This window comes from Nocardioides sp. S-1144 (assembly GCF_005954645.2).
Lineage (GTDB): Bacteria > Actinomycetota > Actinomycetes > Propionibacteriales > Nocardioidaceae > Nocardioides > Nocardioides dongxiaopingii.
The window spans coordinates 3140613-3161565 of sequence record NZ_CP040695.2; the positions used below are offsets into that span (position 1 = coordinate 3140613).

The 20953-nt window shown below is 74.7% G+C and carries 17 protein-coding genes; 3 read left to right on the top strand and 14 right to left on the bottom strand.

What is annotated here, in order from left to right; all coding sequences use genetic code 11:
- Positions 1 to 139 precede the first annotated feature (139 nt).
- Positions 140 to 1960 carry a serine/threonine-protein kinase gene (locus tag FE634_RS14680; protein ID WP_148240726.1) on the bottom strand — a complete coding sequence of 607 codons (1821 nt, stop codon included), beginning with the start codon at positions 1958 to 1960 and terminating at the stop codon, positions 140 to 142.
- 113 nt (positions 1961 to 2073) lie between these two features.
- On the opposite strand from FE634_RS14680, the gene FE634_RS14685 reads away from it, so the two are divergent.
- Together FE634_RS14685 and FE634_RS14690 are read left to right on the top strand one after the other, a co-directional pair.
- Positions 2074 to 3432 carry a M20/M25/M40 family metallo-hydrolase gene (locus FE634_RS14685; protein WP_138876297.1) on the top strand — a complete coding sequence of 453 codons (1359 nt, stop codon included), beginning with the start codon at positions 2074 to 2076 and terminating at the stop codon, positions 3430 to 3432.
- Complete coding sequence (locus FE634_RS14690; protein ID WP_137293375.1) at positions 3429 to 4880, top strand: MFS transporter; 1452 nt, start codon at positions 3429 to 3431, stop codon at positions 4878 to 4880. The genes FE634_RS14685 and FE634_RS14690 overlap by 4 nt, the downstream gene beginning before the upstream one ends.
- A 49-nt stretch (positions 4881 to 4929) precedes the next feature.
- On the opposite strand, the gene FE634_RS14695 is transcribed toward FE634_RS14690, so the two are convergent.
- The 3 genes from FE634_RS14695 to FE634_RS21680 all read right to left on the bottom strand — a co-directional run bounded on the left by FE634_RS14695 (position 4930) and on the right by FE634_RS21680 (position 7338).
- Entirely contained in the window at positions 4930 to 6003 is a 1074-nt protein-coding gene (locus tag FE634_RS14695; protein WP_137293374.1) for a branched-chain amino acid aminotransferase, read from the bottom strand.
- Between the two features lie 86 nt (positions 6004 to 6089).
- Entirely contained in the window at positions 6090 to 7193 is a 1104-nt protein-coding gene (locus FE634_RS14700; protein WP_148240727.1) for a 3-isopropylmalate dehydrogenase, read from the bottom strand.
- A 10-nt stretch (positions 7194 to 7203) separates the two neighbouring features.
- Entirely contained in the window at positions 7204 to 7338 is a 135-nt protein-coding gene (locus FE634_RS21680; protein WP_262347435.1) for a hypothetical protein, read from the bottom strand.
- A gap of 383 nt (positions 7339 to 7721) precedes the next feature.
- Here FE634_RS21680 and FE634_RS14705 point away from each other — a divergent pair, with 383 nt between their 5' ends.
- Positions 7722 to 8321, top strand: a complete 600-nt coding sequence (locus FE634_RS14705; RefSeq protein ID WP_137293372.1) for an O-methyltransferase — start codon at positions 7722 to 7724, stop codon at positions 8319 to 8321.
- Positions 8322 to 8447: 126 nt separating this feature from the next.
- Here the strand turns inward: FE634_RS14705 and FE634_RS14710 are convergent, their stop codons facing one another.
- From FE634_RS14710 to FE634_RS14755, 10 genes are all read right to left on the bottom strand, one after another.
- On the bottom strand, positions 8448 to 8918 hold the full coding sequence (locus FE634_RS14710; RefSeq protein WP_262347436.1) for an FHA domain-containing protein: 471 nt from the start codon (positions 8916 to 8918) through the stop codon (positions 8448 to 8450).
- 306 nt (positions 8919 to 9224) lie between these two features.
- The gene (locus FE634_RS14715; RefSeq protein ID WP_137293370.1) at positions 9225 to 10505 is read right to left on the bottom strand and encodes a vWA domain-containing protein; all 1281 of its coding nucleotides are present in this window, start codon (positions 10503 to 10505) and stop codon (positions 9225 to 9227) included.
- Complete coding sequence (locus FE634_RS14720; RefSeq protein WP_137293369.1) at positions 10498 to 11631, bottom strand: double zinc ribbon domain-containing protein; 1134 nt, start codon at positions 11629 to 11631, stop codon at positions 10498 to 10500. Before FE634_RS14720 ends, FE634_RS14715 begins: the two co-directional genes overlap by 8 nt.
- Before the next feature lie 19 nt (positions 11632 to 11650).
- Positions 11651 to 14083 (bottom strand): serine/threonine-protein kinase, encoded by a 2433-nt coding sequence (locus FE634_RS14725; RefSeq protein WP_137293368.1) that lies wholly within the window; start codon positions 14081 to 14083, stop codon positions 11651 to 11653.
- On the bottom strand, positions 14083 to 15252 hold the full coding sequence (locus tag FE634_RS14730) for a hypothetical protein (protein ID WP_262347437.1): 1170 nt from the start codon (positions 15250 to 15252) through the stop codon (positions 14083 to 14085). Before FE634_RS14730 ends, FE634_RS14725 begins: the two co-directional genes overlap by 1 nt.
- Before the next feature lie 8 nt (positions 15253 to 15260).
- The gene (locus FE634_RS14735; protein WP_138876299.1) at positions 15261 to 16232 is read right to left on the bottom strand and encodes a glutamate ABC transporter substrate-binding protein; all 972 of its coding nucleotides are present in this window, start codon (positions 16230 to 16232) and stop codon (positions 15261 to 15263) included.
- The gene (locus tag FE634_RS14740; protein WP_148240728.1) at positions 16229 to 17521 is read right to left on the bottom strand and encodes a hypothetical protein; all 1293 of its coding nucleotides are present in this window, start codon (positions 17519 to 17521) and stop codon (positions 16229 to 16231) included. The genes FE634_RS14735 and FE634_RS14740 overlap by 4 nt, the downstream gene beginning before the upstream one ends.
- Entirely contained in the window at positions 17518 to 19074 is a 1557-nt protein-coding gene (locus FE634_RS14745; protein WP_138876301.1) for an AAA family ATPase, read from the bottom strand. The genes FE634_RS14740 and FE634_RS14745 overlap by 4 nt, the downstream gene beginning before the upstream one ends.
- A 10-nt stretch (positions 19075 to 19084) precedes the next feature.
- The gene (locus tag FE634_RS14750) at positions 19085 to 19606 is read right to left on the bottom strand and encodes a hypothetical protein (protein WP_138876302.1); all 522 of its coding nucleotides are present in this window, start codon (positions 19604 to 19606) and stop codon (positions 19085 to 19087) included.
- A 29-nt stretch (positions 19607 to 19635) separates the two neighbouring features.
- Positions 19636 to 20886: a toxic anion resistance protein gene (locus FE634_RS14755; RefSeq protein ID WP_137293362.1), complete on the bottom strand. Its 1251-nt coding sequence runs from the start codon at positions 20884 to 20886 to the stop codon at positions 19636 to 19638.
- Between the last annotated feature and the right edge of the window lie 67 nt (positions 20887 to 20953).

Genomic DNA, 20953 nt, shown 5'->3' on the forward strand with positions numbered 1-20953 from the left:
AGGTTGCTCGTCCGAGGCACCCGGTCGCATCGGTCCACGGGCAGAACCGGCCCTCCCCCCACGGACAGAGCTGACCCGTCACTGATCAGCGACGGGTCGGCGCAGGATCTCCGTTGACCCGTCGCTGATCAGCGACGGGTCAGCGGTTGGCGAAGGGGTGGTCGGCGGCGGGGGCCCACGACGGGCCGCGCGCCTCGACGTACAGCCCGGCGGCCACGGCGAGCCCGAGGACGACGAGCGCCGCGACCAGCCAGCTGCCGACCCGGCGGCTCAGCGGGTCGACGACGCGGCCGACCGGGCCGCGCAGGCGGCTGCCCCCCGGGCCCCACCACAGCGCCGGGGCGAGCGTGAGACCGGTGACGAAGAGGGTGACCGGGATCGCGGCGCCGACCGCGTAGCAGACCAGGGCGGCCGCCACGGCCAGGCCGCAGGCCCACACCAGCAGCATCACCGCGCCCGGCACGGACTGCACGAGGTGCCACGGGGTGCTGAGCAGCAGCTGCGGGGCGTCGTACCAGCGCCGCCCGCGGACGTCGCGCCGGGCGCCGACGGCGCCGGTGGCCAGCGAGCCGCTGCGCAGCAGCCAGACCGCGACCACCACGACGGCCAGCGTGAGCCAGGGGGCGACCGCGACGGCGGCCCCGACCGCGAGCGAGCCGGCGCCGACCAGGCCGAGCCGGCGCAGCCGCTCGCCGAGCGCCGGGCGCTCGAGCGGTGTCGGGGCGAGGTAGGGCGGCGGGAGGTCGTAGGAGAGCGGCACGTAGGCCGCGGGCACCGCGGGCGCGGGCACGGGGACCGGCACGGGCGCGGGCACCGGGTGCCGCTCGCGCAGGGTCGGGTCGTCGCCGTGGGGCAGCACGAGGGTCGGGTGCTCCCGGACCGTCGGGGCGGACTCCTCCGGCACGACGTCGTCCTCGGCGTCGTCGTCGGCACCGTCGTCGGCACCGCCGTCGGCGCCGGGCCCGGGGCGCAGCATCACCGGCGCCGTCATCGCGGGCTCGGCCGGCGCGGCCGGCGCGTCGTGCGCCTGCGCCGCGAGGGCGAGCGACATCGCGAACGGGTCGTCGGGACCGGCACCCGGACCGGCGCCGGGACCGGCGTCGAGCCCACGCGTCGGCGGCGGGGCGAGCAACGGGGTCGGCCGGGTGGTCTGCGGGCGCAGCCAGGCCAGGACGGCGTCGAGGCTCGGGCGCCGCGAGGGCTCGGGGTCGAGCGCGGCCTCGACGACCTCGCGCAAGGGTCCGGTGAGGCCGGTGAGGTCGTGCTCGCCGCGGCGGACGCGGTCCATGATCGCCATCGACGGCCCACGCCCGAACGGCGCGCCGCCGATCCCGGCGAAGGCGACGGTCGCGGCCCACGAGTGCAGGTCGGAGGCGGCGGAGGCGTCGTCGCCGTAGAGGATCTCGGGGGCGAGGTAGCCGGGGGTGCCGAGCAGCCAGCCGGTGTGGGTGAGACGGGGGTCGTCGGCGACCCGGGCCAGGCCGAAGTCGATGAGGATGGGGGTGCGGCCCTCCATGAGGACGTTCGAGGGCTTCACGTCGCGGTGCAGGACGCCGACCGCGTGCACCGAGGCCAGGCCCTCGGCCAGGCAGCCCGCGAACCACAGCAGGTCGGCGCCCTCGATCGGTCCCTCCTGCCCGATCTCGTCGTGCAGCGAGAGTCCCGGGACGTAGCGGGTGGCGACGTACGGGATCGGCGCCCACGGGTCGGCGTCGACGATCTCGGCGACCCACCGGCTCCGGATCCGGCCCAGCGAGGACACCTCGCGGGCCAGTCGCTGCCGGGCCTCGTCGTCGCCGACGATGTGGGGGCGCAGCACCTTCAGCGCCACCCGCGGCCCGTCGCCGCGCCGCGCGAGGTGGACGACGCCCATGCCGCCCTCGCCGATCTTGGCGAGCAACGTGTACGGACCCACGGACCTCGGACCCGCGGGCGACTCGTCGCGGGGTCGGCTCGTCACGCGACGAGGTTACCCGCGCGGGGCCGGTCCCACCGGCACCACGGGCACCACGGCGGGGGCCGGTTCCGTGACGGGACGGGCCGGAACGGGTCCGATGCCCCTACAGTTCCGGCATGGCGACGTGGGGGGCGACCGACGAGCGGCCGACGGCGGCGGACGGGGAGGGTCGCGCGGTCGCGAAGCTGCAGGCGCTGATCCGGATCCCGACCGTCTCCGACCGCGACCCCGAGCGGGTCGACACGGCGGCGTTCGAGGCGTTCGGTCGCGAGCTGGAGCGGCAGTTCCCGCTGCTCCACACCCTCGACCGGACGACGGTCGCCGAGCACGGGCTGCTCGTGCACTGGCCCGGCACGTCGGCCGAGCGGCCCGTCGTCCTGATGGCCCACCTCGACGTCGTCCCGGTGGAGGGCGAGTGGCAGCACCCCGCGTTCGGGGGCGACGTCGTCGACGGCGCGATCTGGGGCCGCGGCACCCTCGACGACAAGGGCCAGCTGGTCGCCGTCTGCGAGGCCGTCGAGACGCTCCTCGCGGCCGGCTTCACCCCCGCCCAGGACGTGTGGCTGTCGTTCGGCTGCACCGAGGAGGTCTCCGGCAGCGGCGCCTCGGACGCCGTCGCCGAGCTGACCGCGCGCGGCGTCCGGCCGTGGTTCGTGCTCGACGAGGGCGGCGCCGTCGCGCACCAGGCGTTCCCGGGCGTCAGCACGCCGGTCGGCGTCATCGGCGTCACCGAGAAGGGCGTCACCTCCCTCGAGCTGCGCGCCGAGGGTCGCGGCGGGCACGCCTCGACCCCGGCCCGGCGCGGCCCGACCGCACGGATCGCCCGCGCGATCACCCGTCTCGACGCCTCGGCGATGCCCAGCCGGCTGCCCGAGCCCACCGTCGAGCTCTTCCGGCGGATGGCCCCGCACGCCCCGCTCCCCCTGCGCGCGCTGATGGCGAACGCCGCCCGGCTCGCGCCGGTGCTGGCGCGAGCGCTCGTGGCGGCCGGGCCGGAGGCGGCCGCGATGACCCGGACGACGTTCGCGGTGACCACGCTCTCCGGCTCGCCCGCCCTCAACGTCGTCGCCCAGACCGCCCGGGCCGGGGTGAACATCCGGGTGATGGTCGGCGACACCGTCGCGGACGCCGTCGAGCACGTGCGCGCCTCGGTCGGCGACGAGCACGTGCACCTCGACATGATCGAGGGCAACGAGCCGAGCCCGGTGAGCCCGCGCGACGAGGCCTTCGAGCTGCTCGAGGCCACGATCACGGCGGTCTTCCCGGACGCCGTGCCGGCGCCCTACGTGATGATGGCGGCCACCGACTCCCGCTTCTTCACCGAGATCTGCGAGCGGGTCTACCGCTTCGCGCCGTTCCGCATGACCAAGGCCCAGCGCGAGGCCATCCACTCCTACGACGAGCACCTCGGCGTCGAGGACTTCCTCGACGGCATCCGCTGGTACCGCCGACTGATCGAGGGGCTGCCCGCATGACCACCCCACCGCGCACGAGCACGAGGGAGGCGCTCGTCTCGCCACCGGCGCGCAGCCTGGCCGCCATCGTCGGCTTCCTGGTGTGCGTCGAGCTCGCGAGCGGGATCCTGCAGGGCTACTACACGCCGATCTTCAGCGACATCGCCGACTCCCTCGGCATCAAGGACGCCGACGTCAACTGGTTCGAGGCGGCCCAGCTGGTCGTCTCGGCCCTGGTGGTGCCGCCGCTGGCGCGGCTCGGCGACCTCGTCGGGCACAAGAAGGTGCTGCTGCTCTCGACGGTGGTCACCGCCGTCGGGTCGTGGATCCTCGTGGTCGCGCCGTCGTTCACCACCTTCCTGGTCGGCTGGGCGCTCCAGGGCGCCTACGTCGTGTGGCTGCCGATCGAGGTGGCGATCATCCACCGCCGCACGGCCGGCACGGGTCGGCAGGGACAGCTCACCCGTCGCGCCGCGGCGATCCTGGTGGGCGCGCTCGAGCTCGCCGTCATCGTCGGCGCGCTGACCTCCGGCGCCCTGGTCGAGGCGACGTCGATGTCGGTGCTGCTCACGCTGCCGGCCGTGGCGGTGACCTTGTGCCTGTTCGCGATCTGGTTCGGCATCGAGGACGCCCCCGGGACGGCGACCGGCGGCTTCGACTGGACCGGTCTCGCCCTGGTCACCGCCGCGATCGGGCTCGTGATGGGCGGGCTGATCGCGCTGCGCGTCGCCGGCCCCGACTCGTTCCTGCCCTGGGCGCTGGTCCTCGCCGGCCTGGCGGCCCTGGTGCCGTTCGGCCGCTACGAGGCCCGGCAGCAGGACCCGATGGTCGACGTCCGGCTCCTGGCGACACCGGGTCAGTGGCCGGTGCAGCTGACGGCGTTCCTGTTCGGCATGTCGGTGCTCGGCGCCCAGATCCCGCTGTCGACCTACGCCCGCACCGACCCCGACACGGTCGGGTACGGCCTCGGCGCCGACGCGTCGTTCGTCTCCACGCTGATCGGCGTCTACGTGGTCTTCCTGGCCGTCGGCGCCTTCACGCTGCCGCTGACCTCCCGGCTGCTGGGCACGCGGGGCGCGCTGGTCGGCTCGGCGCTGCTGGTCGCCGCCGGGTACGCGCTGTGGCTGCCGTTCCACGACTCCACCGGTCAGGCGCTGGTGAACATGGCGGTCGCGGGCCTCGGGTCCGGCGCGCTCGTGGCCGCGCTGCCCGCGTCCGCGGCGGCCGCGGCGCCGGCCGACCGCACCGGCTTCGCGACCGGGATGACCAACGCCACCAAGACCATCGGCGGCGCGATCGCGTCGTCGGTCTTCGCGATTGCGCTCGCCTCCGCCGGGTCGATCGACGACCCCGTCGAGGGTCACGCCCCGCTCTCGGGCTACCTCACGGTGTGGGCGATCTGCGCCGCCGCCGCGCTCTGCGCCGCGGTGGTGCTGGCGCTGACCCCGCAGCGCGAGGCGACGACCTAGCCCGTCGGCTGCCCACGGCCGGCCGGCGGGCGGCCCGGTGATCGGTGGCTCAGCCGACGGGGTGCATCCAGCCGAAGGTGTCCTCGGCCCGGCCGAACTGCACGTCGACGAGCGCCTGGCGGATCCGCATCGTGAGGTCGGTGCTGGCGGGCGCGGCCACCTCGCCGCCGTCCCACCTGAGGGCGCCGACGGGGGTGACGACCGCGGCGGTGCCGCACGCGAAGATCTCGGTGATCCGGCCGCTGGTGACGCCCTCGCGCCACTCGTCGATCGAGAAGCGGCGCTCCTCCACGGGGTGGCCGAGCTTGCCGGCCAGCTCGATGATGCTGGCGCGGGTGATGCCCTCGAGGATGGTGCCGGTGGCCGGGGTGACGATGTGGCCGTCGTCGTGCACGAAGTACAGGTTCATGCCGCCGAGCTCCTCGATGTAGCGCCCCTCCTGGGCGTCGAGGAAGACCACCTGGTCGCAGCCGTGGCTCGAGGCCTCCTGCTGGGCGACGAGCGAGCTGGCGTAGTTGCCGCCGGTCTTGGCCGCGCCCATGCCGCCGCGGCCGGCGCGGGTGTAGTCCTCGGTGAGCCACAGCGTCACCGGCTTCACGCCGCCCTTGAAGTAGGCGCCGGCCGGGCTGGCGATCACCATGAACGTGACGTGCTGGGAGGGCCGCACGCCGAGGAACGCCTCGCTCGCGAACATGAACGGGCGCAGGTACAGGCTCTTCTCGCCGCCCGACTCGGGCACCCAGCGCTCGTCGACCGCGACCAGGGCGTCGACGGCCCGCACGAAGTCCTCGACCTCGAGCACGGGCAGCGCGAGCCGGTGGCTCGAGCGCACCATCCGCGCGGCGTTCTCCTCCGGTCGGAAGGTCCAGACCGAGCCGTCGCCGTGCCGGTAGGCCTTCATGCCCTCGAAGGTCTCCTGCGCGTAGTGCAGGACGGCGGTGGCCGGGTCGAGGGTGAGCGGGCCGTACGGCGTCACGCGGGCGTCGTGCCAGCCGGCGTCCGGCGTCCACTCGATGGTGACCATGTGGTCGGTGAAGTGGACCCCGAAGCCGGGGTTGGCCAGGATCTCGGCCAGGCGCTCGTCGGTGGTCGGCTCGCTGGTGAGCGTGGTGCTGAACTCCATGGCCACAAGTTAGTCCTTCGTCGGGAGGTGGCGGACGCCGGACGGTGCGCGTCGATCGCGCGCCCGCCCGGCGTCCGTGGGGCGAGTCAGCCGGCGACCCGGGCGGCGATGGCGTCGCCGATCTCGGACGTCGTCCGCGGGGCGCCGGTGCGCGCGGCCAGGTCGGCCACGATGGCGGCGTCGACGACGGCGGCGGTCCCGGAGTGGCCGAGGTGGTCGAGCAGCAGCGCGACCGAGCCGATCGCGGCGGTCGGGTCGGCCTTCTGCTGGCCCGCGATGTCGGGCGCGGAGCCGTGGACCGGCTCGAACATCGACGGTGCCGTGCGGTCCGGGTTCACGTTGCCGGACGCCGCGAGGCCGATGCCGCCGGTGATGGCGGCGGCGAGGTCGGTGATGATGTCGCCGAAGAGGTTGTCGGTGACGATGACGTCGAAGAGGGCGGGGTCGGTGGTCAGGTGGATCATCGCGGCGTCGACGTGCATGTAGTCGACGGTGATCTCGGGGAAGTCGCGGGCGACGGCCTGGGTCAGGCGCCACCACACGGATCCCGCGTGCACCAGCACGTTGGTCTTGTGGACCAGGGTGAGCTTCTTGCGCGGACGCCGCTGCGCGCGGGCGAAGGCGTCGCGGAGGACCCGCTCGACACCGAAGGCGGTGTTGACCGAGACCTCGGTGGCGACCTCGTGGGGCGTGCCGACGCGCAGCGCCCCGCCGTTGCCGGTGTAGGGGCCCTCGGTGCCCTCGCGGACGACGACGAAGTCGACGTCGTCGCGGCCCTCGAGCACGTGCGGGGCCAGCGGCGAGGTGACGCCGGGGTAGATCCGCGACGGGCGCAGGTTGACGTAGTGGTCGAGCTCGAAGCGCAACCGCAGCAGGAGACCCCGCTCGAGGATGCCCGGCGGCAGGTTCGGGTCGTTCGGCTTGCCCCCGACGGCACCGAGCAGGATCGCGTCGTGACCGCGGACCTCCGCGAGCACCGAGTCCGGCAGCACCTCGCCGGTCGCGAGGTAACGCTCCGCGCCGAGGTCGTAGTGGCTCTGCTCGAACCTCAGGCCGGCGGGCGCGACCGCGTCGAGGACCTTGAGGGCCTCGGCGGTCACCTCCGGACCGATCCCGTCGCCGGGGATGACGGCGAGCCGGATCGTGCTGCTCGTGGTGCTGGCGGCGGTGGCGCTGTCGGTGCTGGTCATGGGGCGAAGGCTAGTTGTCGTCGGGGCGTTCGCCGCCGTTGTCTCGCCGGTCGAGGGACGTCTGCAGCGAGTGCGCGGTGGCGCGGCTGCCGTCGTCGGTGCTGCGGTTCTTCGCGGGGCCCCACTCGGGGTACATGTCGTACATCGGGCTCTCCTTCTCACAGGCGGATGTGTCGGTCACACCCGGAGATGTCCCCACGGAGGGGGACCCGTGGATCGCACGGGGAGAGCCTGCGGACGAGCGGATCGCGCTTCGAGTGGCCGAGGACCGGACCGCCGCGGAGACATCACCAGGAGTGGTGGTGCGAGGGGCCGGGAACGCACGAAGGACCACCGCGACGGGGTGGCCTCTCGCCGCAGGATTCAGACCTGCTGGGCCCCGTCGCGGCGCTCGATAAGTACGAAGACGTTCCGCATGGTGATCTCACCGTAGGGCGACGCGGCCCGGCCCGCCACGGAGTTCCGCGAACTGTTCACATGGCGAGACCCCGGTCCCAGGCGCCGAGACCGGCCGGGGAGACTCCCCCCATGAGCGCCCCACCCGACCTCCCCGACGTCGTGAACCGTGCGTTCGCGGTCTCCCGCCGGGCCGGGTACGTCTCCTTCTGCCGCAACGAGACCGGCCGCCTGCTCGCCATGCTGGCCGCGACCCGCGACGGCACCATGGCCGAGTTCGGCACCGGCTGCGGCGTCGGGACGGCGTGGCTGCGCTCCGGCGTCCGCGGCGAGAAGGCCCGGATCGTGACCGCCGAGCTCAACCCCAAGCTCGCCCGGGCCGCCGCGGAGATCTTCGTCGACGACCCCTTGGTCGAGGTGCTCGCCGCCGACTGGTCGACCCTGCTCGACAAGGGCCCCTTCTCGCTGCTGTTCCTCGACTCCGGCCAGCAGGACGCCGGCTGGTCCGACGGCGGGCGCAGCAGCGCGGTCGGCGTCGACGCCGTCGCCGACCTCGTGGAGGACGGTGGCATCGTCGTCCTCGACGACTTCACGCCGTGCGAGCAGTGGCCGCCGATCACCTACGGCCGCGTCGACACCCTGCGCGAGCAGTGGCTGACCGACGAGCGCTTCACCGCCGTCGAGGTGATGGTCGCCCCCGACGCCAGCACGATCATCGCGACGAAGCTCTAGCCGACCCGCGGGGCCGCCGAGTCGGCGTTCGGGTTGAGTGCTCGCGCCGACTCGGCGCCGTGGGACTTCAACTTCACGCCGACTCGGCGCCGTGGGACTTGAGCTCCACGCCGACTCGCGGGTGGGTCAGATCTCGCCGGGGGCGGCCCGGCGGACGACGATGCGGGTCCAGGCGCCGACGTAGACCCGCTCGTCGGGGCGGACCTCGACCTTGGCACCGACGGTGACGGGCGTCGTGGGCAGGACGCCGAGGGCGCCGCCGACGTAGGTGCCGTTGGAGGAGCCGAGGTCCTCGACGAACCAGCGGGTGCCGTCGGTGGTGAGCTGGGCGTGGCGGCGGCTGATGCCGGTGTCGGTGCCCAGGTCGAGGTCGGGGGCGATGCCGCGGCTGCGGGAGGCACGCCCGATGAGCACCGAGGTGTGCCGCAGCGCGACGACGACCGGCAGGCCCGGCGAGGGCAGCGGGTCGGTGCTCTGCTGCTCGGCGTACCAGTCGGGGTCGATCCAGACCTCGGCCACCCACTGCTCGGCCAGGGCCGGGGCGGTGCTGGCCGGGGCGGGCGCCGGCGTCGGCGGCACGGCGGGGGCGGCGGGCACGGCGGGCGCACCTGCCGGGTCCGACGAACCCGACGGCGGGTCGAGCGGGCGGGGCATCGTGCCGGTGGTGAAGTCGTAGCCGCAGTTCTCGCAGAAGAGCGCGTTCGGCGGGTTGGCCGTCGAGCAGCTCGGGCAGGCGCCGGACGCCGGGTCGCCCCCGGCGTCGGGGCCGGCGGTCGCGGGCAGCGGCGGGGGGTGCCCGCCGCCGGGGCGGGCGCGGCCCCCATGGCGATGCCGCAGGTGTCGCAGTAGTCGGTGGCCTCGGACACGTGGCCCGCGGGGCAGGTCTGGCTCACGTCGTCCGGCTCACTTCTTGATGCGGGTGGTCTTGGTGGACGCCGTGTCGAGCGCCATCTCGTCGGCCTTGGCGACCGCCCGCTTCAGCCGGACGGTGCCCTCGCGCTCGTCGTCGACGTCGACGACCTTGCGGAGCTTGGACGTCGCCTCCTCGTTGCCGGTGGCGGCGGCAAGCTGCACGGCGCGGCCGAGCTTGGTGGTGGCGGTGGCCTCGTCGCCGGCCGCCTTGGCCGCCAGGCCCTCCTGGATCATCTCGGCCAGCTCGGTCTGCCCGGTGTAGTGGGCGACCTGCTGGTCGATCTTGGCGGTGAGCTCGGAGTCGCCGGACCAGGTCGCCTTGACCAGGGCCTGGGTGATGACGTCGTCGCCGATCGCGAGCTGCACCCGGGCGGCGAGCTGCTCCTGGCCGATCGCCTTGGCCGCCACCCGGACGCCGACGTGGTAGTCGCGCGACTCGTCGGCCCACGCGCCGGTCGGGTAGGCGCCGGTGAGCGGGTTGACGTCGGTGCGGCGGCCGGTGAGGTCCTCCACGGTCGGCGCGACCTGGCGCACGAACAGGATCTGCGCGCCCTGCGGCGTCCAGACCCGCAGCTGGGCGTCGGCGACGCCGCGCGACATCGAGGCCTGCATCATCGCCCGAAACTGCTCGACCATCGTCTCGGGCGTCGGGATGATGTCGACGGTGCCGAGCAGGGCCTGCGAGATCCGCCGGACCTCCTCGACCTGCCAGTCGGTGCCGGCGCCGCGGCAGTCGCACTGGAAGTAGCCGGTGGCCCGCTGGATGGCGGTGTCGAGCTTGCCGGCGTCCTCGCGGTTCTCGCCGTCGGTGAGCAGGATGGCGTGGCGCTGGGTGACGCCCTCCACGGAGGAGAACAGCTGGCCGGCCAGGTCGAGCCAGGTGCTCATCGCCGTGCCGCCGCTGCCGACGAACCGGGAGATCGCCTCCTGCGCCTCGGCCCGGGTCTGCGCCGACATCCGCACCATCCCGGGACCCGAGGACACCGGCGGGTAGGCGAGCATCGCGCGGTCGGAGCCGGCAATGACGGCGAACCACACGCCGTCGAGGATCTCCCCCACCGCCGTGGCGGCGGCCTGCCGCGCGGCGGCCATGGTGCTCGGGCCCATCGAGCCGGAGGTGTCGACGATGATGATCTCGCCGGCCGAGGCTCCCCCGCCGCTGGTCACCGCCGAGCCGGCACCGGTGCAGGTGACGGTGACGATCGCGTTGACGTCGGTGCCCCCGTCGGGCAGGAACTCGTTCTGGTAGACGGTTGCGTCGAACTCAGCCATCGGTCTCCCCTTCGTCGGCGGTAGCGGCATTGTGCCCTGGGTCGGCCACGCCCGGCCCGGCCGGTGCGTCGACGCGGGCGAGCACGGCGGTGATGTTGTCCTGGCCCCCGCGGGCGTTGGCGAAGGCGACCAGGGCCAGCGCCAGGGCCTGCGGGTCGGTCGTCGCCGCGGCGGCGACCTGGTCGGCGAGCTCCTGCGGCTCCGAGGCGTAGTTCCACAGGCCGTCGGAGCAGTTGAGCACCCAGCCCGGGCCGGCGACGTCGAGGCTGGTGACGCGCGGGGCGAGGTCGGGCGCGTCGATCCCGAGCCAGCGGGTGATGGCGTGGCCCTGCGGCCCCTGCTCGGCCTCCTGGCGCGAGGCCCCGGCGGCGATCTGCACCTGCGCGACCGAGTCGTCGACCGTGAGCTGGACGCCGTCGCCGGCGTCGGGCAGCCAGTAGCACCGCGAGTCGCCGATGTTGGCGACGTGCAATCGCGCCCGGCCGGCGGTGCGTCCCTCGACGACCACGGCGGAGAACGTCGCGGACGGCGGCTGGGTCGAGCCCTCCGGCGTCAGGGCGACGATCGACCGCTGGGCCCCGTCGACCGCGGCGGCGAAGGTCCGCGTGACGGCCGCGGCCCGGCTCTCCGCGGTGCCCATGCCGCTGGGCATCGGGACGACGAGCGCGTCGCGCGCGGCCCGGGCGCCGGCGAGCGAGGCCAGGTGGGAGTCGTCGGTGTTGGAGACGCCGTCGAGCACGACGAGCACGGCCCGGTCGCCGGTGGCGAACAGCGCCATCGCGTCCTCGTTGCGCGAGTGCCTGATCCCGCGGTCGCAGGCCCCGGCGACCCAGTCGGCCGGCGCCTCCCGGAAGTGGTCGCGCTCGCTGGGCTGCTTGGAGCCGCACGACTCGCAGTAGCCGTCCGGGCCGACCGCTCCCCCGCACTGCAGGCAGGGCCGCGGCGTGCCGGGCGCGGGCCGCCCGGGCACCGCGGTGGCCGTGGTCAGCTCGAACGGCGCCGCCTCGGCCGCGACGTCGGCCGCCGGCGCCGCAGCGGGCGGCGCGACGGCACCGACCGGCGTGCCGCAGGCCTCGCAGAACGCGGCGCCCGGTGCGAGGGGCTCGGCGCAGGAGGGACAGTTCACAAGGTGTTCCTTCGCGTGCTCAGGTGAGGGTCCAGGCGCGGACAGCGTTGGCGCGGTTGACCAGCTCGACGCGCTCGCCGAGGTCGGCGGCGTCGCGGGCGAGGGCCCGGTAGGCCTTCTCGATGCCGGCCCGCAGCCCGGCCTCGTCGGCCACCGTGGACCCGATCGCCACCCCCGTCGTCGGGTCGGACGACGGGCCGGACGACGGGCCGGATGACGAGGTCACCACGGCGAGGGCCTGCTCGAGGATCCGCACGGTGTAGCGGCCGTGGGTGGCGGGGTCCATCGAGGCGGACTCGATCGAGCGCATGGCCTGGTCGAGGACGCGCAGGTCGGTCGCCCCCTGCCCGAGCAGCACCTCGGCCCGCAGCTGCCGGCTCTCGGGGTAGCCCCGGCTGGTCCTCGGGACCAGGTCGAGGGCGGCGACGGCGCCCGGCGCGTCGCGGCGCTCGGCGCGGATCCGCGCGACGCCGAACGCGGCCGGGGCCACGTAGGCCGCGTCGGTGGCGGCGCAGGTGAGGTAGAGCGACTCCGCGACCTCGGGCTGGCCGCCGTTCTCGCAGGCGACGGCGAGGGCCAGCTTGGCGGCGAGCTCGCCGGGCACCTGCTGGTAGACGGCGTTGAAGGAGGCGGTGGCGCGCGCCCAGTCGCGCTGGCTCATCGCGGCCAGGCCCTCGACCCACAGGGCCCGCCACTCCCAGGGGTCGTCGGCGAGGAGCTGGGCGGCGGTGTCGTGGGCCAGCGCGGTGTCGCCCTTCTCCAGCGCCGCCCGCGCGATCGCGAGCAGCACCTCGGGCGACTGCGCCGGGGCCTGCGAGGTGAGGACGTCGAGCAGCTCGTCGGGGCCGGTGGCCGCGATCCCGCTCAACCACGCGTGCTGGGGGTCGGTGGTGTCGACGCGGAGCAGCGGCAGCTGCGACCACAGCAGGACGCCGCGCGCGGTCGCCGGCGCCTCGAACAGCACCGACGCCGCCGAGGTCAGGGCGGTGCCGGTGGTGCTGCGGGCGACCGTCTCGCGCAGGACGCCGAGCAGCTGCGTCCGGAGCTCGTCGGCCGAGGAGAACCGGTCGGCAGGGTCGGGCGCGCAGCACTTGGCGATCAGCCAGTACAGCGAGTCGTTCGCGGCGAACAGCGGCGTGCTCCCCACCGGGGGCAGGCTGTGCAGGTAGGTGCCCTGGTAGCCGCGGAACTCCATGCACAGCACGACCAGCGTGCGGCCGATCGTGTAGAGGTCGGAGGCCACGCTGGGCCCGACCTGGGCCACCTCGGGCGCCTGGTAGCCGACCGTCCCGTAGATCGCCGACTCCTCGTCGTCGATCCGCCGGACGCCGCCGAGGTCGATCAGCTTGAGGGCGTCGGCGACCTGGATCATGTTGTCGGGCTTGAAGTCGCAGTACACGAGTCCGAGGTCGTGCAGGTACTGGAAGGCCGGCAGGATCTCGAGCACGAACGCCAGCGCCTGGTCGACCGGCAGCGGGTCGTAGCTGCCGCCGTTGACCCGCATCCGCTCCTTGAGCACCTGCTTGAGGGAGTGGCCGCCGACGTACTCCATCACGATGTAGCCGGCGCCCTCGTGGGTCACGAAGTTGTAGATCTCGACGATCAGCGGGTGCTCGACCTGGGCCAGGAACTGCTGCTCGGCGATCGCCGCTGCGAGCGCGTCGGGGTCGCCGGAGTTGAGCAGGCCCTTGAGCACGACCCACCGGTTGGAGACGTTGCGGTCGCGGGCGAGGTAGATCCAGCCGAGGCCGCCGTGGGCGATCGCGCCGGCCACCTCGTACTGCCCGCCGACCAGGTCGCCCGGCTGGAGCTTCGGGGTGAAGGAGAACTCCTGGCCGCACTGGGCGCAGAAGCCCTCGGTGCGCCCGGGGACGCCGTCGCGGCCGCGGCCGACGGCGTTGCCGCACCTGGAGCACGTGCGCTTGTCCTCGGGGACCATCGGGTCGGGCCGGATCGCCTCCACCGGGTCGACCGGCGGTGCCGGCGGGACGCTGGTGAGGCCGGCACCGATGCGTGCGGCCCGCATCCGTTGCGAGCCGGAGCGCGTGCGGCGCGTGGTGACGCTGGTGCCGGTGGCCCGCGCCGAGCCGAAGCGCGCCGAGGGCACCTGGGCCGACGACGTCCGCGACGACAGCGCGTCGGTCGCGGCGGGCGGCGGCGTGGGCGAGGTGGCGACGGAGCCGGCCGAGCCGGCGGGGGCCGCCGCGGCCGGGGCGGAGCCGCCGGCCATGCCGCAGGTGTCGCAGTAGCCGTCGGCGAGGGTGCCGGTGCAACCGGGCTGGGTGCAGGCACCGGTCGCGGCGGGACCGGCCGGGGTCGACGCCGCCGGCGCCGGTGCGGCCGGTGCCGCTGCCGGGCCGGAGCCGGGGCTCGGCGCCATCCCGCAGGTGTCGCAGTAGCCGTCGGCGAGGGTGCCGGTGCAGCCCGGCTGGGTGCAGGCGGGGGCGCTCATCAGGTCGCGTCCTTCCCGGTGGGGGGCCCGGCCACGGGTGGCGCGGCGGGTCCGGAGGTGAGGGCGGTGAGCCAGGACCGGTAGGTCGAGACGAGCTGGCGGCAGACCGCCATCGGCGCCGGGCGCCGGGCGAGGACGTCGCGCGCCTGGCGCTCGCTGGCCGCGAGGTCGGCGTGGTCGGCCAGGGCGCCGGCGCGGGCCCTGGCGACGTGGGCGTCGAGGAGCGCGGCGAGGTCGGTGTGCTCGGCCAGCGCGGCGGCGTAGCGCTCGTGGGCGTAGGCGATCGCCTGGTCGACGCGGTCGAGGCGGTCGAGGTAGGGCGTCAGCGCCTCGGCCGTGTTCGGCACCGGGCCGAGCGCGTCGACGTCCGGGACGGCGAAGCGCGGCGCCGGGTCGACGGTCGCGACGCAGGTGGCGGCCAGGGTGGCGAGCTCGGCCTCGCGGGCCACGAGCGCGGCCCGCCGGGTGCGCGCCTGCTCGACCAGGCCACGAGCCTCGCGGCGCTTCTGATTTCCCACGATGAGGTCGCGCTCGTACAGCGCGGCGTCCTGCTCGAGGGGGTTGAGCAGGCCCCCGACGTCGGCGCCGCGACCGGCGCGCTCGGCGACGTCGTTGAGCCGGACCATGAGGGAGGCGAGCCGGTCGACGGCGTCGTCGCGCAGCAGGGCCGGCTCGAGGGCGACCTGGTCGCGGATCCGTTCGAGCTGCGCGCGCAGGCCCTTGACGCGGACGGCGGCCTCGCCGGCGCCGGCGCCCAGCTCGAGGCGGGCGTGCAGCTGGCCGGCGATGGCGTCGTTGAGCCGGCAGGCCTCGGGCACCGACATCCCCTGGGACGCCGGTCCACCGGCGCCGCCGAGGCGACCCCAGACCAGCGAGCCGATCCGCTCGCGGTCGGTGGGGAGCACGCGACCGCCGTCCCACAGGGTCCACATCTCGCGGTAGCGGTCGGAGACGTTCTTCCACAACGACAGCGCGAGCGCCACGTCGGTGGCCACCTCGGCCCCGCGGCCCGCGGCGAGCGCGGCGGCGTCGAGGTCGTCGAGCTCGCTGCGGCGCAGCCGGACCCACGCCTCCAGGGCGGCCAGGTACGCGCCCAGCTCCGCCGGCTCGGGCGTGCTGCCGAGCGAGCCGGGCGCCACGGGCGCGGTGAGGGGGGCGTCGGTCGTCACCGCGGCACTCATCGGCCGTACGCGCGGGGCGGCTGGGTCGCACCGAGGTCGGCGTCGGCGGTCCCGAGCGTGGCGTCGTAGGCCCGCTGCCAGGCACCGCCACTCCAGTCCTCGAGCACCTGGTTGACCAGGCGGACCAGGTCGGGCCGGTCGCGGCTCACCCCGACGCCGTACGGCTCCTGGGTGAGCTGGACGGTGTCCAGGAGCTCCGCGTAGGGGTCCTGGGCCAGGAACCCGGCGAGCACGGTGTCGTCGGAGGTGACGGCGTCGGCGTCACCGTTCTGGAAGCGGACCATGCAGCGGGAGTTGTCCGGGGCGGTCACGATCTCGGCGTCCGGCACGAGGGTGAGGATGTTGTCGATCGTCGTCGTGCCGGCGGAGGCACAGATCCGCTTGCCCGCGAGGTCCTCCTCGGTGGTGATGCCCGATCCCTTGCCCACCAGGATCTTCTGGCCGGCGCGGTAGTACTCGGCCGAGAACGCGATCTGCTTCCACCGGGCGCAGTTGATCGTCATGTTGCGGGCGACGATGTCGACCGTGCCGTCCTGGAGCATCGCGATCCGGTCGGAGGCGGTGATCACCCGGAACTCGACCACGTTGTCGTCGATGACCTGTTGGCGGTCGATCCCGAAGATCTCGCCGGCGATGGCGTAGACGAGCTCGATGTCGAAGCCCTCGAGCTCGTTGGTCTCCGGGTTGCGCGAGCCCAGGAGGTAGGTGTCGCCGGCGACCCCGGCGACCAGCTTGCCCGAGTCGCGGATCTCCCGGACGGTCGCGCTGTCGCGGACGCCCGGCGTCGGCCTGTAGGAGCGGAGCTCGTCCTTGCCGTCGTTGGTGCAGTCCGCGGCGGCGGCCGGCGGCGCGGCCGCCGGTGCCTCCGGCTCCGGCACCGTGGTCGTGTCGTAGCCGCCGCACCCGGCGAGCAGCACGGCCCCGGCGAGGGTGGCGAGGGCGCCGAGGAGGCGCGGGCGGCGGTTCACTGGTACTCCTTGCGCCGTAGGTCGATCCCGCGGGTGACCGCACCGGCGGCGGCGAGGGCCCCGAGGATCGTGAGGGCCACCAGCACGAGCGCGACGGCGCCGCCGGAGCCGAAGCCGTCGCTGGCCTGCTGTCCCTGGTCGGCGGCGACCGCGGCCGTCGCGGCGTCGAACTCGTCGAGGGCCGCGGTGGCCGAGCCCTCCTCGGTGGACGTCGCCAGCGCGACGGCCGCGCCCCAGTCGCCGGCGTCGTCGAGGTCGCGGATCGCCCGGTGCGCCTCGACGTAGGCGCCCCAGAGCCCCTCGGTCGACCGGGTGGTGTTGTCGTCGACCACGGCGGCCTGCTCGTCCCAGTTCTTCTCGTAGGTGGCGCCGGCCCCGCGGTTGATGAGGCCCTGGCTCTCCCGGGCCTTCGCGTCGTTGCCGGCCGTGCGGGCGCTCGCGGCGGCGACCGCCTCGCCGTAGGCGCCGTCGCGCAGGGACTCGTTGTGGCCCTCGCGCAGGAAGGCGTGGGCGCCGGTGCCGAGGGCGAGGACGCCGACGATGGCCGCCGCGACGGCGAGCCCGACGTTGAGCCGTCGGCGGAACCGGCGCCCGACCTGCTGGTTGACCCAGAGCAGGACGGCGACCGCGAGGATCCCGAGGCCGAGCAGCCACCACGGGTGCTGGGCGTCCATCTCGTCGACGGCGCGCTCGGCGTTGGCGTCGACGAGGGCGTCGACCGCCGGCAGCGCGTCGGTGCGCAGGGAGGTGCCGGCGTCGTTGAGGTAGGCGATGCCGATGGGGAGCTGCTGGCGGTTGTAGTCGCGGGCCTGGCTCACCGCGGTGGTGTAGTCGGTGATCGCGGCGTTGAGGTCGGCGAGAACCTCGCGGTCGGCCGGCTGGGCCTCGGCCGCGTCGGCGACCAGGCGGAGCGCCCGCTCGACCGCGTCGTCGTAGTCGGCGCGGGCGTCGGTCGGCTCGAGCCCGCCGACCAGGAAGGAGTTGGTGGCCAGGGCGTCGGCGCGCAGCAGCAGCGACTGGACCTCCTGCACGCGCACGACCTGCTCGGTGTTGGCGGCGGCGCGCCCGTTGGCCTGCCACGCCAGCACCTGCACGACCACGGCGAGGACGCCGAAGACGACGCAGGCCGCGATGGCGATCGTCTGGAGGCGGTTGAGCAGCCGCGGCACGTTCTCGGTGAAGCCGCTGCTGGCCGGTTGGACCGAGGCGTGGGTGGCCCGGCCCGGCGGGGCCTGGCCGGCCGGCGCGGGCTGCGGCGCGGGCGCCGGCGGCGAGGCGGTCTGCGTCACGGGGTCTCCTCGCGGTCGGGCTCGGGCTCGGGCTCGGGCTCGGGGGGCACGATGTCGACCACTCCGGCCGGCACCTCGACGGCCGGCGCGAGCAGCTCGGCCGGGGCGTCGAGGTCGTCGACGTCGAGGGTGCGCAGCTGCTCGAGGGTCGGTGCGTCGACCTCGCGCAGCCGCCAGGCGTGCCGGCCGATCGCGGCCTCGAGCAGGTTGCGGACGTGGCGCGCGTTGCCGAACGTCGGTCCGCGCTGCACGCCCGCGAGGACGTCGCGCAGCCGGGCGAGCACCGGCTCGGCGGCGTCGTACTCGGCCCCGGCGGCCATCACGGCGAAGATCCGCACCAGCTCGTCGTCGGTGTAGTCGGCGAAGTCGATCGTGGTGCGGAACCGGCTCGCGAGGCCGGGGTTCTCGGAGATGAAGACCGCCATCGGCAGCGGGTAGCCGGCGACGATGACGACGAGGTCGTCGCGCCGGTCCTCCATCTCCTTGACCAGCGTGTCGATGGCCTCACGGCCGTACTGGTCACCCGACAGCGAGTAGGCCTCGTCGATGAACAGCACGCCGCCGGCCGCGGACGCGACGACCTCGGCGGTCTTCATCGCGGTCTGGCCGAGGTAGCCGGCGACCAGCTCGGAGCGGTCGACCTCGACCAGCTGGCCCTTCGAGAGCAGTCCGAGCGCCTGGTAGATGCCGGCGACCAGCCGGGCAACCGTGGTCTTGCCGGTGCCGGGGTTGCCGTTGAAGACCAGGTGCCGGGTGATCGTCGCGGCCTTCAGCCCGGCCTCGGCGCGCAGCCCCTCGACGCGCAGCACGGCGGCCTGCCGGTGGATCTCGGCCTTGACGTCGGCCAGTCCGACGAGCCCGTCGAGCTCGGCGAGCAGCTCCTCGACGCTCCTCCTCGGCACCTCCGGCGCGGGCTCGGAGCCGACGGGCGGCTCGGGGGCGGCCGGTGCCGTGGCGAGCGGGGACCCCCCGGTCGGACCCGTGGGCGGGCCCGCGATCGGCGCCGAGAGCGGGCTGCCCAGGCCGGCGAGCCGGCGCTGGACGACGGAGAGCTGCTGCAGCAGCGAGTCCGTCACCTCCTCGCCCAGGGTCGGCGCCGCCGGCCGGACCCCCGGCCCCCCGGGCTCGGAGAGCTGGGCGGCCGCGGCGGTGGCGGCGTTGCCGGTGGCCCGCGGGTCGGGCGTGCCGAGGCCGGCCGCGGCCAGGGCGACGTCGCCGAGGGCGGCGGCGTAGGCCGGGGCGTGGGTGGAGCCGGTGGTGGCGAGCAGGCTCATCGAGGCGGTCGGGGCCGCCCGGTAGCGGCGCCCGCGCGACGCGGCGTCCTGGAACGCCTCGGCCGACGTCGGGCGGCCGGTCTCGGCGCACCAGTCGACGAAGGCCCCGCGGGACGGCTCGGCCACGGTGGCGGCCAGGCTCTCGCCCTCGTGGCGCGCGGTCGTGGCGTCGACGCCGGCGCCCACCGCGACGTCCTCGAGCGCCGCGAGCGCCGCCGCCAGCGAGGGGGCCGGTGTGGGGCCCGGCGGCGGGGTAGGCGTCGGGGTCGGCGTCGTCATCGTCGTCCTCTCACGTCGGGCTGCCCAGCTGCAGGTCGGGGCCGCCGTCGGAGGTCTGCCCGAACTTGGCGTCGAGGAACATCCCGTGCGCGACCAGGGCCTGGGCGTCGGCCCGGTTGGCGGCGTCCAGGATCTTGTCGGTCGTCGCCGCGAGCAGCTCGAGCTGCTCGACGAGCACCATGAGCGAGGTCTTGTAGCCGTCGATCGGGCGGGTGTCGGCCCACTCGCGCGGCAGCCGCAGGTAGGCGCCGACCGCCTCCGGCAGGTAGGTCGTGGCCGTCGCCACCACGGAGTACCCCTCCTGCGAGCCGAGCCCCAGGTTGCGCATCCGCGGCAGCGTGTCGTTGATGGCGCGGGCGATCCGGACCACCCGCGTGGTCACCACGGCGGGGGCGCCGGCCGCCGTCAGCTGGGCGTTGAGCCGGTTGAGGGCGGCCAGCACGTCCTGCTCGGTCGGCGGCGCCGGGGTCGCGGTGACGTCGGCGGCGCCGCTCCCGTCGCGGCGGTGCCGCCACCAGTCCCTCAGTCCCACGCGCGTCCCGGATTCGGTGTCGGTCCGGGTCAGCTCAGCGGCTGCGCGGAGAGGTCGAGGGTGCCCGCGGCGTTGCGGGCGTCGTGCTTCTGGACCCGGTCGAGGTAGGACCGCGACTTCTCGACCTCGGTCTCGAGGACCCCGATCGTGGAGGACATCGAGTCGAGCGCCTTGAGCTTGAACTCGTCGATGGAGTCCATGGTGGCGTAGATGTTGGCGAAGGCCGCCTGCAGCTGCTCGATGCCGATCGTCGAGGACGCCGCCTGCTCCTGGATCGCCGCCGAGTTCTCCCGGAGCATCTCGGAGGTGCGCTGGATCATCCCGGACGTCGTGGTGTTGAGCGCGGTGATCTGGTCGAGCACGAACTTCTGGTTGCCCAGCGCCTGGGCCACGATCACCGCCGTCCGCAGGGCCGAGACGGTGGTCGTCGAGGCCCGGTCGACGCCCTTGATGAGCTCGATGTTGTTCTTGATGATGATGTCGATCGCGAGGTAGGCCTGGATCGAGACGGCGAGCTGGGTGAGCAGGTCCTGGTGCTTCTGCCGCACGTAGAAGAGCACGTCCTGGCTCAGCGCCTTCGCCGCCTCGGGGTCGCTCAGCTCGAGCTCGGCGATCCGCGCCGCGAGCTTGGCGTCGAGGCGCTCGGCGACGTAGACGTACTGGTTGAGCCGGCCCATCACCGCCCACAGGCTGGTCTTCTCCAGGTTGAGGGCGACGTTGTCGCGCTGCAGCTCGTCCTGGCCGTTGCGCAGGCTGTGCAGGATGCCGTTGAGCTGGGTCTGCGCCGACTGGTACTTGCGGAAGTAGTCGGTGATCTTGTCGCCGAAGGGCAGCAGGTCGAGCCAGCGCTTGGCCCCGGTGGCCTGGCTGGGGTCGAGGTCCTCCACGGTGCGGCGCAGCTCGAGCAGGGTCCGGCCGACCGCCGAGCCCTGCGCGATCCCGCCCTCCTTGAGCGCGGTCACCGGCTTGTCGAGCATCCGGTTGGAGGTCTCGGCCGCCTTGCGGATCTCGGCGTCGCCCATCGTCCGGACGTTCTCGGCCTGGGCCGCGAACTCGGGGCTGCCGGCCTGGGTGCTGCCCAGCGCGGCGAGGAAGCCCTCGACCTTGGCGTCGAGCTCGGGCAGCACGGCCGCCGCGACCGGCGGCGCCATCCTCGGCGCCTGCGTCTCGAGGACCAGCGGCGGCGCCTCGGGGGCGGTGAGCGTGATCACGGGGTCGGGCGGGGCGAGGGGTGCGACGGCGGCCTCGCCGCCCGGCTGCTCGGGGGTGCCTGCGGTCATGGCGCGCAGTCTGTCACGCAGATCACCTCGCGTCGCGGGCCAACCGCTCCGCAGCTGCCCGGCCCGC

Excerpts from the sequence above, each read along its gene's own strand:
- FE634_RS21680 (WP_262347435.1), bottom strand. The coding sequence starts at position 7,338 with ATGTACGACATGTACCCCGAGTGGGGCCCCGCGAAGAACCGCAGCACC.
- FE634_RS14695 (WP_137293374.1), bottom strand. The coding sequence starts at position 6,003 with ATGGAGTTCAGCACCACGCTCACCAGCGAGCCGACCACCGACGAGCGC.
- FE634_RS14725 (WP_137293368.1), bottom strand. The coding sequence starts at position 14,083 with ATGAGCGCCCCCGCCTGCACCCAGCCGGGCTGCACCGGCACCCTCGCC.
- FE634_RS14700 (WP_148240727.1), bottom strand. The coding sequence starts at position 7,193 with ATGACCAGCACCGACAGCGCCACCGCCGCCAGCACCACGAGCAGCACG.
- FE634_RS14685 (WP_138876297.1), top strand. The coding sequence starts at position 2,074 with ATGGCGACGTGGGGGGCGACCGACGAGCGGCCGACGGCGGCGGACGGG.
- FE634_RS14690 (WP_137293375.1), top strand. The coding sequence starts at position 3,429 with ATGACCACCCCACCGCGCACGAGCACGAGGGAGGCGCTCGTCTCGCCA.
- FE634_RS14745 (WP_138876301.1), bottom strand. The coding sequence starts at position 19,074 with ATGACGACGCCGACCCCGACGCCTACCCCGCCGCCGGGCCCCACACCG.
- FE634_RS14755 (WP_137293362.1), bottom strand. The coding sequence starts at position 20,886 with ATGACCGCAGGCACCCCCGAGCAGCCGGGCGGCGAGGCCGCCGTCGCA.
- FE634_RS14715 (WP_137293370.1), bottom strand. The coding sequence starts at position 10,505 with ATGGCTGAGTTCGACGCAACCGTCTACCAGAACGAGTTCCTGCCCGAC.
- FE634_RS14705 (WP_137293372.1), top strand. The coding sequence starts at position 7,722 with ATGAGCGCCCCACCCGACCTCCCCGACGTCGTGAACCGTGCGTTCGCG.